The sequence below is a fragment of the Pseudomonas sp. 05L36 genome (genome assembly GCF_056398125.1).
Genome location: NZ_JBFTOU010000001.1, coordinates 219,514 through 234,558, shown reverse-complemented (window position 1 = coordinate 234,558; position 15,045 = coordinate 219,514). Strand labels below are relative to the sequence as shown.

12 protein-coding genes, 1 tRNA gene and 1 pseudogene are annotated in these 15,045 nt (G+C 53.5%); 11 read left to right on the top strand and 3 right to left on the bottom strand.

Annotated elements, in window-relative coordinates; genetic code table 11:
* Positions 1 to 88 precede the first annotated feature (88 nt).
* A complete protein-coding gene (locus tag AC1DKH_RS01080; RefSeq protein ID WP_477797139.1) occupies positions 89 to 1,066 on the top strand; it encodes a ParA family protein in 978 nt (325 codons plus the stop codon).
* 80 nt (positions 1,067 to 1,146) lie between these two features.
* Here the strand turns inward: AC1DKH_RS01080 and AC1DKH_RS01075 are convergent.
* Together AC1DKH_RS01075 and AC1DKH_RS01070 are read right to left on the bottom strand one after the other, a co-directional pair.
* Positions 1,147 to 1,222 (bottom strand) — tRNA-His (locus tag AC1DKH_RS01075).
* An 89-nt stretch (positions 1,223 to 1,311) separates the two neighbouring features.
* Entirely contained in the window at positions 1,312 to 2,121 is an 810-nt protein-coding gene (locus AC1DKH_RS01070; RefSeq protein ID WP_477797138.1) for a hypothetical protein, read from the bottom strand.
* A gap of 141 nt (positions 2,122 to 2,262) precedes the next feature.
* On the opposite strand from AC1DKH_RS01070, the pseudogene AC1DKH_RS01065 reads away from it, so the two are divergent.
* Positions 2,263 to 2,378, top strand: a pseudogene (locus AC1DKH_RS01065) (transposase domain-containing protein); the annotation flags it as partial.
* 232 nt (positions 2,379 to 2,610) lie between these two features.
* Here AC1DKH_RS01065 and AC1DKH_RS01060 read toward each other — a convergent pair.
* Positions 2,611 to 3,456 (bottom strand): abortive infection family protein, encoded by an 846-nt coding sequence (locus tag AC1DKH_RS01060; RefSeq protein WP_477797137.1) that lies wholly within the window; start codon positions 3,454 to 3,456, stop codon positions 2,611 to 2,613.
* 194 nt (positions 3,457 to 3,650) lie between these two features.
* Between AC1DKH_RS01060 and AC1DKH_RS01055 the strand changes: the two genes are divergently transcribed.
* The 9 genes from AC1DKH_RS01055 to AC1DKH_RS01015 all read left to right on the top strand — a co-directional run bounded on the left by AC1DKH_RS01055 (position 3,651) and on the right by AC1DKH_RS01015 (position 15,041).
* Complete coding sequence (locus tag AC1DKH_RS01055; protein WP_477797136.1) at positions 3,651 to 3,806, top strand: DUF7693 family protein; 156 nt, start codon at positions 3,651 to 3,653, stop codon at positions 3,804 to 3,806.
* Positions 3,807 to 3,915: 109 nt separating this feature from the next.
* Positions 3,916 to 4,143, top strand: coding sequence for an AbrB/MazE/SpoVT family DNA-binding domain-containing protein (locus tag AC1DKH_RS01050; RefSeq protein ID WP_477797135.1), 228 nt, complete (start codon positions 3,916 to 3,918; stop codon positions 4,141 to 4,143).
* 327 nt (positions 4,144 to 4,470) lie between these two features.
* Complete coding sequence (locus AC1DKH_RS01045) at positions 4,471 to 6,747, top strand: hypothetical protein (RefSeq protein WP_223441502.1); 2,277 nt, start codon at positions 4,471 to 4,473, stop codon at positions 6,745 to 6,747.
* A 418-nt stretch (positions 6,748 to 7,165) separates the two neighbouring features.
* Positions 7,166 to 9,583 (top strand): tellurite resistance TerB family protein, encoded by a 2,418-nt coding sequence (locus AC1DKH_RS01040; protein WP_477797134.1) that lies wholly within the window; start codon positions 7,166 to 7,168, stop codon positions 9,581 to 9,583.
* Positions 9,580 to 10,875: an ATP-binding protein gene (locus AC1DKH_RS01035; RefSeq protein ID WP_477797133.1), complete on the top strand. Its 1,296-nt coding sequence runs from the start codon at positions 9,580 to 9,582 to the stop codon at positions 10,873 to 10,875. Before AC1DKH_RS01040 ends, AC1DKH_RS01035 begins: the two co-directional genes overlap by 4 nt.
* Positions 10,850 to 13,093 carry a DEAD/DEAH box helicase gene (locus AC1DKH_RS01030; protein ID WP_477797132.1) on the top strand — a complete coding sequence of 748 codons (2,244 nt, stop codon included), beginning with the start codon at positions 10,850 to 10,852 and terminating at the stop codon, positions 13,091 to 13,093. Before AC1DKH_RS01035 ends, AC1DKH_RS01030 begins: the two co-directional genes overlap by 26 nt.
* A gap of 115 nt (positions 13,094 to 13,208) precedes the next feature.
* Positions 13,209 to 14,285 carry a DUF2971 domain-containing protein gene (locus AC1DKH_RS01025; protein ID WP_477797131.1) on the top strand — a complete coding sequence of 359 codons (1,077 nt, stop codon included), beginning with the start codon at positions 13,209 to 13,211 and terminating at the stop codon, positions 14,283 to 14,285.
* 141 nt (positions 14,286 to 14,426) lie between these two features.
* Positions 14,427 to 14,636, top strand: a complete 210-nt coding sequence (locus tag AC1DKH_RS01020) for a hypothetical protein (RefSeq protein ID WP_477797130.1) — start codon at positions 14,427 to 14,429, stop codon at positions 14,634 to 14,636.
* A 120-nt stretch (positions 14,637 to 14,756) separates the two neighbouring features.
* Entirely contained in the window at positions 14,757 to 15,041 is a 285-nt protein-coding gene (locus tag AC1DKH_RS01015; protein WP_477797129.1) for a DUF7693 family protein, read from the top strand.
* Positions 15,042 to 15,045: the final 4 nt, after the last annotated feature.

The window sequence follows — 15,045 nt, the reverse complement described above, 5'->3', positions numbered from 1 at the left end:
TCAACAACCTACGTTTCCTCCCTTGCATTCCAGCACATATTGACCTAATGTCAATACCATGTTTTAAATATTGATTATGGGTCAAGTTATGAAAAACGCAGATTTGCTGAAACAAGCCATGAAGTGCCTCAACCTGACCGGAGTTGCTCTCGCTGATCAGGTCACGGCATTGCGCGAAGACGGGAAGCGTACAGCCCCAGAAACCATCAGTCGGTGGCTGAATGGAACCAACCCTGTCGATCCTTGCCTGATGGGTTGGGTGACCGAACGGGTTAGGGCCAAGGTTCGAGAGATCAACAAGCCGCAGTTGACCTTCCCTGAGGATAAAGGTGTGGTCATTGCTGTCACGAACATGAAAGGCGGCGTCGGCAAGACCACCGTGGCAGAAAACCTGGCAGCGATCTCAAAGCTTACCTTCGGGCTCACTACCAGCTTTCACTATGCCGCGACCCCGGAAAATCGCAAGTATGCGAGTCACTCTATCGACTCGATGAAGAGCCTATACATCAAGTGCCCTGATTTCGAGCCTGAAGAAATCTTGGCCTACACCCCTGCTCCAAATGAGGTGATGATCGTCGACGTATGTGGCGGGCTGGTCAGAGATTCGCTTGACGTCGATGGGGATAACCTCATTCCTGTTGAAAATGGTTTCCTCGACCGGTTTCGGCCCGACATTTATATCGTACCAACCAATGTAGAAAGTCTCACCGACATGGACTCGACAATGCGCCTGATCAACTCAGGGGCACTGAAGGCCAGGCTACAGGTTCTTCACCGCCCTCGGTTCATGAGCATGGATTTTCATGCAACGGCTTCGAAAAGCGGCCTCGATCTCAACAGCGACATCGTGTGCCCGTTTTTCATTCCAACCAGCCCCTTCAATAGCAGGCACATCCCCGTAGACTTCATGAGCGGTTGGCGGGACGAAGTCCAGGAGCACTATCACCACCAGCTTTTTACTCACATCGTCGAACTCCTCGACTTCACCTTGCTCAATGTGGACGAGCTGATGGATGAGGTTAAAACCATGAATCTTGAAGGCCTGCTGGATATCGTGACTGGATAAGCTTGCGATGATAGTAACGGGCGAGCGTGGGTGCGGGTTACTCGGGGAGGTGCCCCGCCAAAGGCATGGAAGAGCGAAAATGGGGTGGCTGACGGGTTTCGAACCCTCGACGACGGGAGTCACAATCCCGTGCTCTACCAGCTGAGCTACAACCACCATTAACTTTTTGCCTGCACTCACGCCTTGGTGACTACAAACGGTGTGGCGGGCCTGGTTCGATTCGAACCCATATCTGGGGTAACCCATCACGTCGACTTGGTTTGACGCTGGCGCTGGCGGAAGCGTTTGATGAAACTCGCGTCGATCAACTCTTCAACATCCAGATTCAAAGCACAGTTGACCAGCGTCGCCAAGGCATTATCGGAAAGGCTGAAATCGTTGGGGATTAAGCCATGCTGGCTAATGGTGTTTTCCTCTATTCGAGCGGAAAACGCTTTCAAAAAATCGGACAGCCCCGAACGCCGGCTCTCCGTGGCAGCTGCCATGGCTGGATCACGTGCTATGACTTCAGCGCCCTCAGCATTGATACCGATGGCCTCGACAACTGAACTGAGTGATGGCCAATACTTCAGATCATACTGATGCTGCAGAGTATCCAACTCGTCTTTCACATAAGACTCGAACAAGTAGTTATGTTCCGAGGCATCGCCGACGACATCGAGGACATGGTAGTAAGTATCGCAACTGAAGCTGGTTCTTTCCTTCAGCTCGTCACGCCGCGTCAGGAGGTGCGCAAGCTCATTCGCAACCATCGAGATTTGCTCGTTAACCTCTGTAAGCTCCTTCCGGGCATTCCGAGCCTCTCGGATTTTTTCCGGGTTCCATGCTACGGGCGTATGAACGAACACATCAAAAAATGCGACCAGTGCACGAGGACGATGGGCAAGTGACTGATGGATCTCTTCGTAGGCCTCCTGCAGTTCAATGCTGCGGGCGAGCAAGCGCTCGATGATTCGGTTCACGCTTGGCCAGATATTGCGTGCTCGGTTGTACTCAATATCTTTGCGAAGAATGGCTTCACAGCATTGAATAGCTTGAGAGGAAACGGTCGTCACTCGGTATCACCTAGGATTTGAAAGAATGCGTGGAGGTTACTGGGGGACTTACCCTGCGTCGGTACCTATACAAAACATTTTTTCGCACCTACAGGTACTTCGCTGATTCAACGCACTTGGTGACTTTAGTCTGCATTGGCCCAGCGAGTAGCTGCGATCAAGAGCCTGATCCAGTCGGCGCGCATGAATGGGCATGATCCGTGTGCCTACCTAAGGACGTGTTGACTCGGCTGCCCACGCTGCGGGCGAGTGACATCGGCCCAGAGTGTGTAAAAACGCAGACACCGTTTGGAAGTCTGCGTTGCTACGTAAAATCTGCCAGCGCTTGGCTAGTTAGTAGACCTGAAATTTGCTTAGGAACGCGGTTTTCGTTCTAGTTGTGACCGTCAAACCTGCTCTAAGACGTTTTTACACAACCTCGGCCAGTTGCTGCCGCATCAGTGGATGCCTACCTGATCGGTAAAAAACATGTTCCCGCCCGCAGCAGCTCTACAGACCTTTTTTAAGGGCGCTTTTCTCGTCCCAAGTTTCGATAACGAATGCACTGATGGTATGCGCAGCATGGATAGCAAGCCGTGCATGGCGGGGCTTAAGCTTGTAAGGCCGCTTTCCTGCGCCGTGGGCGGAGCTCGCATGAGTGCGCAAGGCGCCGATCCCATTGACGGTGGCTACGACACCCGTAACGATCTCTTGAAGATCTCGCTCCTCGAGGATCGATGCATCCAGCCCAAGGTCTGCCCTGACGATTTTCCACACACCCTGCAAATCCTGTTTGGTGGGCATAGTGAGATGAGTGTGCTCTTCGATGTAAACCTTGAAGACTGATTCGAGAATATTGCAGGCCGCAGACACGGCTTCACGCGGGCTTGATTCAATGTTTTTCAACGCACGCTCGAATTCGAAGTCGATCGCCTGGATGTTCCGGCTCTTGATGAGCTCCGATAGAGTTTTGGTAGCTAGACCTTCGCCTTTGGAGAGAATTCCGCCGTTCGTGTAGACAATGCTGGCGCGCCCTAAAGCTTGCTTAATCCTTTCGATCCTAAGTTTCTTCTCCTTGATAATCGCTTCCCCGCCAAAAAGGCTCGGAGTGTCTTCGATCTCTTCCTCCATGTACTTTTCGATGATTCGCCCGACTATCGAGAGGGTTTCTTTACCGCCTTCCTTATTGATCCTTCGTAGCCATTCTAGAGCTTTTACGGCCTTGCTCCCCTCGGGCGGATCTCCTGGAGCATTCGCGTACATGAATAGGCTATCGAGACTCGCATGGGTTTCGGAGGATGAAACGGCGTCAGCGATAGCAGAGATCAGGTACGAGGGAATAGCAAAGTTTTCCATTTTTCATCCTGAATGGCGGTCTAACTTGGGGCGCAAGCGGGCAGTGCTGCAATGAAGCCACCTGACTGACTCAGCAGTAGGTACCTCGCTAGTGCTTAATGATCACTTTCGGCAGGCCGAACGCGTTCAATTTATCACGAACTTAATCCCCAGACAGTTCGCATCGAGGCCCCCTGCTCCCTTCAAACGGCCTCATGCCCGTGGAGATTGATGGCTGGCGACTCACACTATTCAATGACTCTGACACCCAGAACTACTGCGAACACTGCAGGTCGCCAGATTGCCGAATCGAGACACTTGAATCCTGGCAGAGCGACGAGACTGATCCTATAGGTCTATTGAGTGCCTAGGAGCGTGAACAGCTCGAACGACTGCTCGCTGCGCTCTGAGCCTGTATGCAAAAGCAAGTTACCATTGCCGACTTAGACGCAATGGAGATCACACGTGAGAAAGCCACCCATGAAAATCATCATCGAAGAATGGGATGGTGACGGTGCGATTCGAATTCCCGATGAGGCGTTACAGGAGCTGGAGCTTGATGTTGGCGACTCGCTGTATTTGATAGAGGAATTTGTCGGCAACACGCGCTGCCTAGTCCGGTCAAAAAAGCCTCAAATCGCGGATCGAATAGACGAGCTCACAGAAGCATGGGATAGCGGACAGCACAGTAGCGCCGAGGACAAATGAGAGAGCCATAGAGCGTTTTATCGATCTACTCACGACACGCTCCAGTAGGGTATATGACCTGACCATGGTCTTGAGCCAATAGGGAGCTTCTGCTGGGGAAGCTATCAGTTCCATCCCATCACCCTCAGAAGGCCATTACATCTGCCATATCATTAACAAGGTGGGGCATCGACTACTGGCAGGATGCTATTGCTTAGCAAGTACAGACCCTCGTACCATTCGTGATCAGGCAACCCACTCGCGTGGGGGCGGTCGAGGGCTTGATATTAGATAACGAAGCATCTGTGAAGGGACGACGCGCATTGAATTTCGCAAAGGTTGGCCACCATGGCTAACCGACAGCTTTCTCCAGACATCGTGTCACTGATCCACCACGTGGAGTTGAACGAGTCTGGATGGTGGAAAAAAGGCGTCAGCCAGATCGTAAAAGGCGTGCTTTGGAAGAATCATGGTGTGTCGCTGGGGTTGAATGCGCTTCATGACGCAATTCGTGCTGAGGCTCCCGGGGCTCTGGGATCCGATGATGAGCTTGAAAGGCAATTGCAGACACTTCATGATCAGGGAACTGTTTCGATCTTGCCAGGCCCAGCCTACAAGCTGACCGAGCGCGCTTTCAACGAACTTTCAGCTCAGGCGGCCACTGCTCATGCGGAGCAGGATGCGTGCGAGAAGGACTTCATTTCCACCTGCCGGGAGTATTGCCCAACTCTTGATCCGGAGCGGGTATGGAAAGACTTCACTGAAGCGCTTTCGCGAGCGATCCGCGTCAGCGGTGCCAACCTCTTCCGGCTCCTAGTCGGAGGCAAGCTGCAAAATGATTTCGACTGGCTGAATAACCTTTTCCACAAAGTGGACTCCGACAACCGAGAGGGTCTGCGTAAAGTGCTGATGTTCTTCTTCAACCCGGGAAACCAGGTCTGTCGAAGCCAGATTCTCCGTTTCATGACGGCTTACTTTTTTGCCGAGGCAACCCGCCTCAACCCTGAAACCCTTGCTGCCATTAACCAGGCACGTAAGGTGAAAACCATCAAAGTGGTGTTGGACACCAATTTCCTTTTCTCAGTGCTCCAGCTTCACGACAACCCAGCTGACGCAGCAGCGTTATCGCTTGTTGATTTGGCTCACAAGAGCAACGGGAAGCTGGATATAAAGCTCTACGTGCTGCCGAGCACTTTGGATGAAGCCAAGCGTGTTCTCATCGCACAGCTGCACTTAATAGAGCGTATACGGGTCACTCAGGCAATGTCCCGCGTGGCAATGACTCAGCCGCTACCCAGCATCGCCAAAAAGTTCTTCAGCACTGTAGCCTCGACAGCAAATCTTTCTGCCGCCGACTTCTTCCGCCCTTACATCGATGAGCTTAGGTTCATCCTAGAGGAAAAAGGAATAAGCGTCCTCGACGCTCATCCAAGCATCTACCACATACGCCAGGACGTCATTGACGATGTGATGCACGAGGTTGAGCGGGAGACAAAAGAAGTCCCTGAGAAACGTCGCAAAGGGTACGAGGCTTTGCTGCACGACGCCGTTCTATGGCATGCCGTCAATGACCGACGCCTCCCCAATCATGAGTCGCCTTTTGAAACTGAGTATTGGGCAGTTTCCATCGACTGGCGCCTGATTGGCTTCGACCGAGCAAAACGCGCAGCCAATCGCGCGAAGCTGCCGGTGGTACTGCATCCAAGCAACCTAGTACAGCTCATCCAGTTTTGGGTGCCTCGCTCCCCAGAGCTCGAGGAAAGTCTAGTTGACTCCCTGCGCCTGCCGCTTTTCTTCCAATCGTTCGATCTTGAAGACGAAAGGGCGACATTGAAGGTGCTGGAGTCAATTTCGAGATTCGAAAATGTCGGAGACCTCCCAGAGTCCGCCATCCGCGTGGTGCTGACCAATAGGGCGCTTCGCGCACGGATCAGCAATATCGAAGCCTCCAACCAGGAGGTATTCGAGCTGGTACATTATGAGCTGTTGAGCCACCACCGAGACGTTTCCCAACAGCTTGATCAAGCCAAAGCCGTACTGGAAGAAAAGGAGCAACACTTGCTCCAGGAGCGGGCCGCCCGCTCTGCTGTAGAAGGCCTGCAGGACACCACCGCCAAGCAGATCGCTGATCTCGAATCCGAGCGGCAAATAGCTGAGCAAAGGGCTCAGGATCTGGAGACTTCCCAAGCTCAGCTGAAAGAACACCTGCAGGAGGCTCGTGCGGCCACAAGCGAGATCCAGGCTCATCGAGACCGTGCCGATGGCGCTGAGCGATCACTGACACGTATTAAATACGTCGGGATTTTTCTCGTGCTTCCCCTCCTGCTTGGTCTGGGGATCTACTACTCCAGCAGCGCTCTAACACCTAATATGCTGCCGGTGATATCCACTGACACGAGAGTACTGTGCTTGCGACTTTTCGCAGCCATACTTCCTCAGACCTTAGCTTTCTGCCTCTCAGCGAGGTATGTCGAGTCAAAGCCTCATCTGAGCTCTTGGAGGCTGAGCAACTTCCTAAGTTGGGTCGGCAAGAAAGTCATCATTGCCCCAGCATTGATCGCCGGCGAAGGTATCTTTACGGGCGGGACATGGGATGGGATCAAGGCGCTTTTCGGCATCATTTAGTGCCTACATCCGGCGTATCTCACGGCGCGCCCGGCTTCCCTATACCGCCCCTACGACGATAGTCACCCCATACAAGGCTTCGTGCGCGGGGCAGGTGAGCGATATAGAAGCTCGCTGATCCGTCGTACCCTTTCGGCCCGCGCTCAAGGCATTGATGGGGAGTGATGAGTAGTGTTGATGTCTTGCACTTCGGACTATTTTTTCGAGAGCTCAGAACTGCAGACGTGAGCGTTCGCAGTGGTTATGAGCTATAGCTCGATCAGTGCATATATGCGGCCAGCATCATGGGCGGTGTTTTTGGCGTCCATCTAGAAGGCATTTTTCCGATCAATAGCTCTGCGAGCCCCATGGCTCAAGCCATTTAATTGTCGGATACTGCCATTACGCCAGCCCCCATCTTTCAAGGTTGAAATGACTCATGGCAAGGAAGAAGGCAAAAAACTCCAGCGGCACCGGCATCCTGATTATTATTGCACTGGCTTTTGGTGCACTCGCTTCGATCCCGAAGAACGCCTGGATCGCTGTTGGCATCGTCGCGTGCATCGGCGCCATTATGTGGTTTTTAGCCACTCGCACTAAACGACAGCTTGAACAGCTGCAAAAGTCTGCTTCAGTGACAACGCACCTGCGGGAGCCGCGAAGCAAAGACGTAGCCTTCTCCATGCATGAGGTTTCGTTGAGCAATATGTCTGAAGAAACCTCCGAATTTTATACCGTCCAACTCGGCTCCCCCCCTTCCCCTTCCTTTAAGATTCCAGATGCAAGCAAACAAAAATCCGATACTCGCTGGGTGCCGGCGGGCGAATCGGTCACTGTGTCTGGTTTTTCTCTTCCCGGCGGAATGCTCTATGTAGGAAGTGCGTTGGGTCGATACGATGCGCAAGAGCCGTCACTGATCAATCCAAAACTGCGGATAGCCAAGTCGTACGTCGACATCGAAGAGCGGTTGATGTCCTATTGGCCGAGTTTTCACTCCATCTCGCCAGAGGCTCGGCGCGGATACCTGCAGTGGCTAGAGAGCGGACGTAGTGATCCGCTGGCAGACACCGGCTATGTCTTTTTGTTTTTCTATGGCCTTGAGCGCCGGGCTCTCGTTGATGCTGTAAGCGATCCGCAGTTGAAGGCTGAGATTCCACTGATCGTCAAAGAAGTCCAGCGACTGCTGAGTATCTATGGGGACAACAGATCATTCAGGGGATATGCAGAAGGCTTTCTGGATTACCTGAGTAACACCACGGTTGATCCAAACCTTTACCTTGGCCCGCCTCCTAAGGTTGCTGCTTACAGCTACGAAATGCCACTGCCGCTGCGCATAGGTTTAGGGCAACACGCGTCCAACAAGCGACCACTCGGCGCCGATTGGGCATTGGCATGGGCACTAGCCGACCCCAACATCAGCAAGCGCACCCCGGTGACACGCTGCAAAGAAGTCTTTTCAACGCTGTTCAAGTTGAAATACGAAAGCTCCCACCCTGCGGGACTCATCCTGGCGCAGAACAAGACCAAGCTTAAAACCAGCTATCGCGCAGCCTCTGCTGTGCTAATGGCCCCCTCGCTTAGCCTGGGTGATATTCCTGATGTCATGGCCACTTCGGGAACACGTAAAATCCTGCAATTGCTGGTGGAGCTTTGCACTAGTGAGCTTGAACCCTTTAGCCGTTATCTAGGCCGAAACCCTGAGAGCGCAGAAGCCCTTGAGGGTCTGTTACAACTTCCGGTTACCCTTTGGCCAACCGCAGCCCGTACGGAGCTGGATGAGCTTCAAACCAAAATCGGTGATGATCTGATTGTCATGAGCTTTGGCGAACTCGCGGGTCGATTCAAGAGCGCTGGTGCACTGTCTCGTGACAAGGTTCTCGCCCTTGCCCGTGCACTGGAATCGCTTCATATCGGCATGGAGCCCGATGTGCTCGCTGGCAGCAGGACTCCGAAAGCTGAAGATCGTATCGCGCTGTTCGTAACCCAGCCCGAAGATGGATCACTGCGGGCCTCAGCGGCCTACAACGCGGCCTCAGTCACACTTGATCTGGCCAGCGCAGTCGCATCTGCGGATGGCGACACTTCCAATGAAGAGGTCACATTGCTTGCTCAGCACATCGACTCCTGGAGTCACCTGAGTATTGCCCATCGCAAACGTCTCAAGGCGCACTTGCAAATCCAGATCCAGCAACCACCGACGCTTGCAAGCCTGAAGAAAAAACTTGATCCATTAACTGTCGAAGCCAAGCGCACGATTGCCAGCTTCCTGGCCCACCTTGCGCAAGCTGATGGCATCGTCAGTCCATCGGAAGTGAAGCTTCTTGAGCGCGTTTACAAGGCGCTGCAACTGGATAGTCAGCTGCTGTACAGCGATCTTCACCTGGCTGCATCCGGAACGAGTATTACCCCCGCTAAACCTGCAACAAGCTCCTCTCTATCCGAGTCCGGAATAGTGTCAGCTGCCATTGCGAAGCAAGGCTTCGTGCTCGATCACGAGCGAATTGCTGAGTTGCAACGTGAAACGGCAGAAGTTTCGGCCCTCCTCGCCCAGGTATTCACTGACGACCAGGTTGATGAACCGGAACAGTCATTTGAGGCTGTGGAGTCGGCGACAGAAACGAGTGCTGACGTTGCCGGTCTCGATCTGGAGCATTCTGCGTTCCTGCGCTTGTTAATCTCGCGTGCTGAATGGAGCCGATCCGAACTTGAAGCCGCCGCCAGCGACATGGAACTGATGCTCGATGGTGCCCTGGAACAAATCAACGACATGGCTTTTGAGCGTTTCGACATGCCCGTCACCGAAGGTGATGATCCCATCGAAATCAATACAGACATTCTGGAAGAGTTAGCCCTATGAGCACTATCAGAGCCAAGGATCGCGACGCGGTTATCCAATCATTGCGTGCTGGCGTTGTTCCTCGCGTCGGTCAACACTTGATTCAGGTCGGCCGGGTGGGCGAACTCGATGCACTGATCAAAGACGTCAATCGCCTAGTCGAAAGCGGATCGGCATTTCGAGTGGTGATTGGCGAATACGGTGCAGGCAAGACGTTCTTTCTGAACTTGGTTCGAGCCATTGCCATGGAGCGAAAACTCGTAACCATGCACGCTGACTTAAACCCAGATCGCAGGCTACACGCCACCGGCGGCCAGGCACGCTCGCTTTACTCCGAGCTGGCCAAGAACATGTCTACACGCACGAAGCCCGACGGTGGGGCCATGCAAGGCATCGTTGAGAAATTTATCTCGCAAGCCAAAATAGAAGCCAAGGCGGCAGGTACAGACAGCGAGACTGTCATCCGAACCCACTTGGCTGAGTTAACCGAGATGGTCAACGGCTATGATTTCGCTGAAGTGATCGCAGCTTATTGCCGAGGTTTCGAGGAAGGCAACGAGCAACTCAAGGCTGATGCGATTCGTTGGTTGCGTGGCGAGTTCACAACCAAGACCGATGCCCGAGCGGCCCTAGGTGTACGAACCATCATTGATGATGCCTCCGTCTACGATCAGCTCAAGCTGCTATCGAGATTCGTCAGACTCGCAGGTTTTGGCGGCCTGATGATCTGCCTCGACGAACTGGTAAACCTCTACAAATTGGCCAACACACAGGCACGCAATGCCAATTATGAACAGATCCTGCGCATCCTTAATGACTCACTGCAGGGATCCGCTGAGGGGCTTGGATTTGTCCTGGGTGGCACCCCCGAGTTTTTGATGGACACTCGCCGAGGGCTGTTTAGTTACCCTGCCCTGCAATCGCGACTGGCCGAAAACTCGTTTGCCAAATCAGGACTGGTGGATCTTTCGGGGCCGGTCATACGCCTCACCAGCCTCACACCAGAAGACTTCTACGTGTTGCTTCAGAAGCTCCGTCACGTCTATGCCGGTGGCGATGCTGAAAAGTACTTACTGCCTGACGAAGCGCTTCCATTATTCATGGCGCACTGCAACCAGCGCCTGGGTGAAGCTTACTTCCGTACGCCGCGCACGACGATCACAGCCTTCATCAACCTGCTGGCTATTCTGGAGCAAAACCCTGGAGCAGATTGGCGCACCCTGCTTGGGGCTGTCGAGGTGGCGAAGGACTTGGGTGGTGACGAGGATACAAAAGTCGACGCGGACGATGAACTTGCCACCTTCACACTCTGAATCATCGGGCTTCGACCAGCTAGAATCCCGAATCCAGCGATGGATTTGGGCTGAAGGCTGGACGTCCTTGCGCGACGCCCAAGAAAGGGCTGTGCCTGTGCTGATCGATGCCGATCAGGATGTCATTATCGCCGCAGCAACCGCGGCGGGGAAAACCGAGGCCGCCTTCCTTCCCATACTCACCAATTTACTCAAGATCAATGACCCGCCCGGTTCGGTGCTGTACATCAGCCCGCTCAAGGCCTTGATCAATGATCAATGGGACAGGTTAGGCCGACTCTGTGAGCAGCTTGAAATTCCTGTAGTGGCTTGGCATGGAGACATTTCATCGAGCAAAAAACATCGCTTCCTGAAGTCGCCTGAAGGGGTGCTACTGATCACTCCAGAATCGCTTGAGGCGCTGTTCGTCAATCGAGGCTCGAGTCTTGCCGGGGTGTTCCAGAATCTGCGCTATATCGTCGTGGACGAACTGCATGCGTTCATTGGAAGTGAGCGAGGCAAACAGCTTCAGTCCCTGATGCACCGTGTAGAGCTCGTTGCCGGGCGTCGACTCCCCAGGGTTGGGCTTTCGGCCACACTCGGCGATATGACGTTGGCGTCAGAGTTTCTGCGCTCAGGAGGCGTCGACGGGGTGACTGTCATTGAGTCCAAAAACTCAAACCAGACACTCCAGGTGCAAATTCGCGGCTACATCCAGCCGCCCATGAATGAGCTCAGAAAGGCTCCCGTCCAGCCTTCTAATGAGGAAGGCGATGAAGACGAAACGGAAAACAAAGCAAGCCCAGACTTCGCTATCGCTGATCATCTCTACAAGGTATTGCGCGGCAGCAATAATCTGATTTTCCCAAACAGCCGGCAGCAGGTTGAATGGTATGCAGACCAATTGCGTAGGCGCTGTGAGAATGATGGTTTGCCCAATGAGTTCTGGCCTCATCACGGCAGCCTTTCGAAAGACCTGCGGGAGCAAGCTGAGCATGCCCTCAAGGCAGGTAATCAGGCGGCATCGGCCATATGCACCACGACGCTTGAGCTTGGAATAGACATCGGCAGCATCAAGACAGTGGTGCAAATTGGCGCCCCACCATCGGTGGCGAGCTTGCGCCAGAGACTGGGCCGTTCGGGCAGACGCCCGGGGGAAAACGCAATCTTGCGCGTTTACTGCAAGGAGTCTCCACTCAAAGATGGATCGAGCATTTCAGATCAGCTGCGCCAGGGATTGGTTCAGACCATTGCCATGGTTCGTCTTTTAATTGGAGGGTGGTTTGAACCTCCCCGGGCTCAGGGTATTCATGCCTCCACTCTCGTTCAGCAATGCCTCTCCATAATTGCTCAGTGCGGTGGCGCTTCCGCTGCTGATCTTTGGAAAAGCCTTATCGCTGAAGGAGCATTCCAAAACGTCGAGAGGTCAGACTTCATCAAGCTGCTTAAGTCGCTAGGGGAGCATGAACTCATCGTTCAGGAAAGTTCGGGATTGTTGCTTCCAGGGACAGTTGGAGAGCGCCTGATCAACCACTATGAGTTCTACAGCGCATTCACCAGTGATGAGGAATTCCGACTGGTGTGCGACGGGAAAGCGCTTGGTTCAGTACCCGTAAGCCGGCCGCTGACCAAAGATCAACGCATTATCTTCGGAGGCCGAAGGTGGCAGGTTCGTGATGTTGATCTCCAAGCCAAAGTCATCATTGTTTCCGCCGCACGAGGTGGTGCCCCTCCTCAGTTCGATGGTCTGGGTGCGATGGTGCATGACAACGTGCGCCAAGAAATGCGAGCCGTCTTGGCAGATCCTGTCCCCTGCCCATTCATTGATCGCGATGCCCAAGCGTTGCTCGACGAAGCTCGCAAGACGTTTAACGCATTAGGCCTTGGTGAACGCTACGTCATTGAGTCTGGCGGTAAATGCTATCTAATCAGCTGGCTGGGTGATTACGCCAACGATGCACTGCGCCTGTTACTCAATCATGTGGGCCTTTCGTGTGACAACGCGGGCTTGGCGATTGAGGTTGACGCCAACATCCATCGGATACTGGCCGCACTCAAGGAAGTAGGTGACCTGGATGCAAACGATCTCGATTCGATTCTTGCAGATGTAGAGAATATGCTGCGGGAGAAATGGGATTGGGCATTACCGGAGTCATTATTGATGAAGTCGTTTGCTTCAATATCGTTGGATATCTCTACTGCAATCGGTTTTGCGCAGAATCTGACTTTGGCTGAGTAAATTGATAGGCCTTGAAGGTATGCAGGTGTTACGTCGAGATGGGCCTAGCTCGAAGGAGTGATTGCAACAATCAACGCTAGTTTCCACGGATGTCGGCAAGTCCTCATACCGAGGTATGACGAGCTCACTGAAGCTTGGAATAGCGAGAAATGAGGCAGCGCCGAGGACAAATGAGGAAGCTAGAAGGCACCTCTTTGAACCAGCCACGTCGGACTTAAATGCAAACACGCTAGGAGCGCTGAGAAAAATGGAAGCAAGGATGGGGACTCCCAAACGGCTATACAAGTACAGAGCATTCAGCGCGTTAACTATCGACTTACTGGTGTCGGACAAGGTCTACTTCGCCGATCCCGCGTCATTCAATGACCCACTTGATACTAAGCCATGCGTTCATCCAGACCTGCCCATCGACCAACTCGAACAAACACTCCGAAAGATAATAGAGAACCGAATTGCCACCGAGATGACAGCCGCTGTTAGGTCGATAATGTATCGTGGCCCCAAAACTATGGATCACATTGAGCGACACAGCAGGCGTCAAGCTGAACGCATCATTGCTGACATAGCCTACAACGCAACCAATCCCGAATTCACAACTGCGCCTCCTGGCCCCCAGCTCCAGCTCTTGGCGTACCGCCTACAGGATGAGCTCCTTAAGGCATACGGCAGGGGTGTGCTTTCACTCGCGGAACGAAACTCCTGCCCTCTTATGTGGAGTCATTATGGCGACCAACACCATGGTCTTTGTATCGGCTACGAGGTTCCTCTAGATGTACAGCAAAATCTTCATAAGGTTCAGTACGGTGGTAGTCGGCTCATTGAGGCAAGCAAGGTAGCAGCAATGCTCGATGCAGACGAAACAGCGCGCCACGAGGTGGATGCTGCGGCATTGCTGCGCAAAGCATGGGATTGGAGGTATGAGAAGGAATGGCGACTAATAGGGCATCGTGGACTCGCAGACTCACCACTGGAGCTCGCTGAAGTGACGTTTGGCACACGTTGTATGAACTCGGTAAAGCATTCGGTGATTAAGGCATTAGAAGGACGGGACAAACCGGTCAAGCTGTACGAGATGCGAGAGGTTCACGGCACTTTTAAACTAAAGCGATTCCCGCTGAATGAGCAGGAGCTAACAGCCTCATACCCTCACCGTGCTCGCTCTGCATCTGAATGCTTTGAGCAGATAGAGTAAAACGGTAGTTCGGCCCCGCGCGGAAGAGCTGTGTTGACGCCCGCAAGGCTCAACTGGTCAGCCAAGACTCTACAGCGTCGCAACCGTACCCGACTGTTTCAGACCTTTTGCTACGCTGACCTCTTTCACGGAGGAATCACAATGTCGAACGCAGACCTGCTCCCTTCCCTACTCTTCAAGATCAATCAGAACCAGCTAGCCCTCGAAGCCGCGATAATGGAGCTAACGCTCTGGGTCGAACAGAGAGGATCAGCGGAGGTTGCCGACAACGTTCGCGGCGCTTTGAACACAATCAGCAAGAACGAGGAGTTCATCAATCTGACGCTTGCGGTGCTGATGTCGCCAGAGTGATAGGTTTCGAGTTTGTAAGGCTAGCCGGGCCTGGTTTGCCCGAAGGCGCGACCTCTCCATTCACGCCACTTCATACCGCAGCCTGGCTATGGGCAAGCGACGACGCGAGCGCAGAACACTTTGAACACGACCCCTCTCCTACCGGCCCGCGAGGTCTACCAGATGCTGACGGACGTCGCGCTCGGCAAACGCATCATGATGCGAAGCTCCATCCAGTCCGGGAGCGAGATCTACCACGGCCTCATGCCCGTGGAGATTGATGGCTGGTTACTCACCTTCTTCAATGACTGTGACACCCTAGACTACTGCGAGTACTGCAGGTCGCCTGATGGTAGAGTCGGGACGCTCGAACTCTTGCAGCGCGACGGAGCCGATCCTGTCGAACTATTTAGCACCTGGGAGTGAGAAC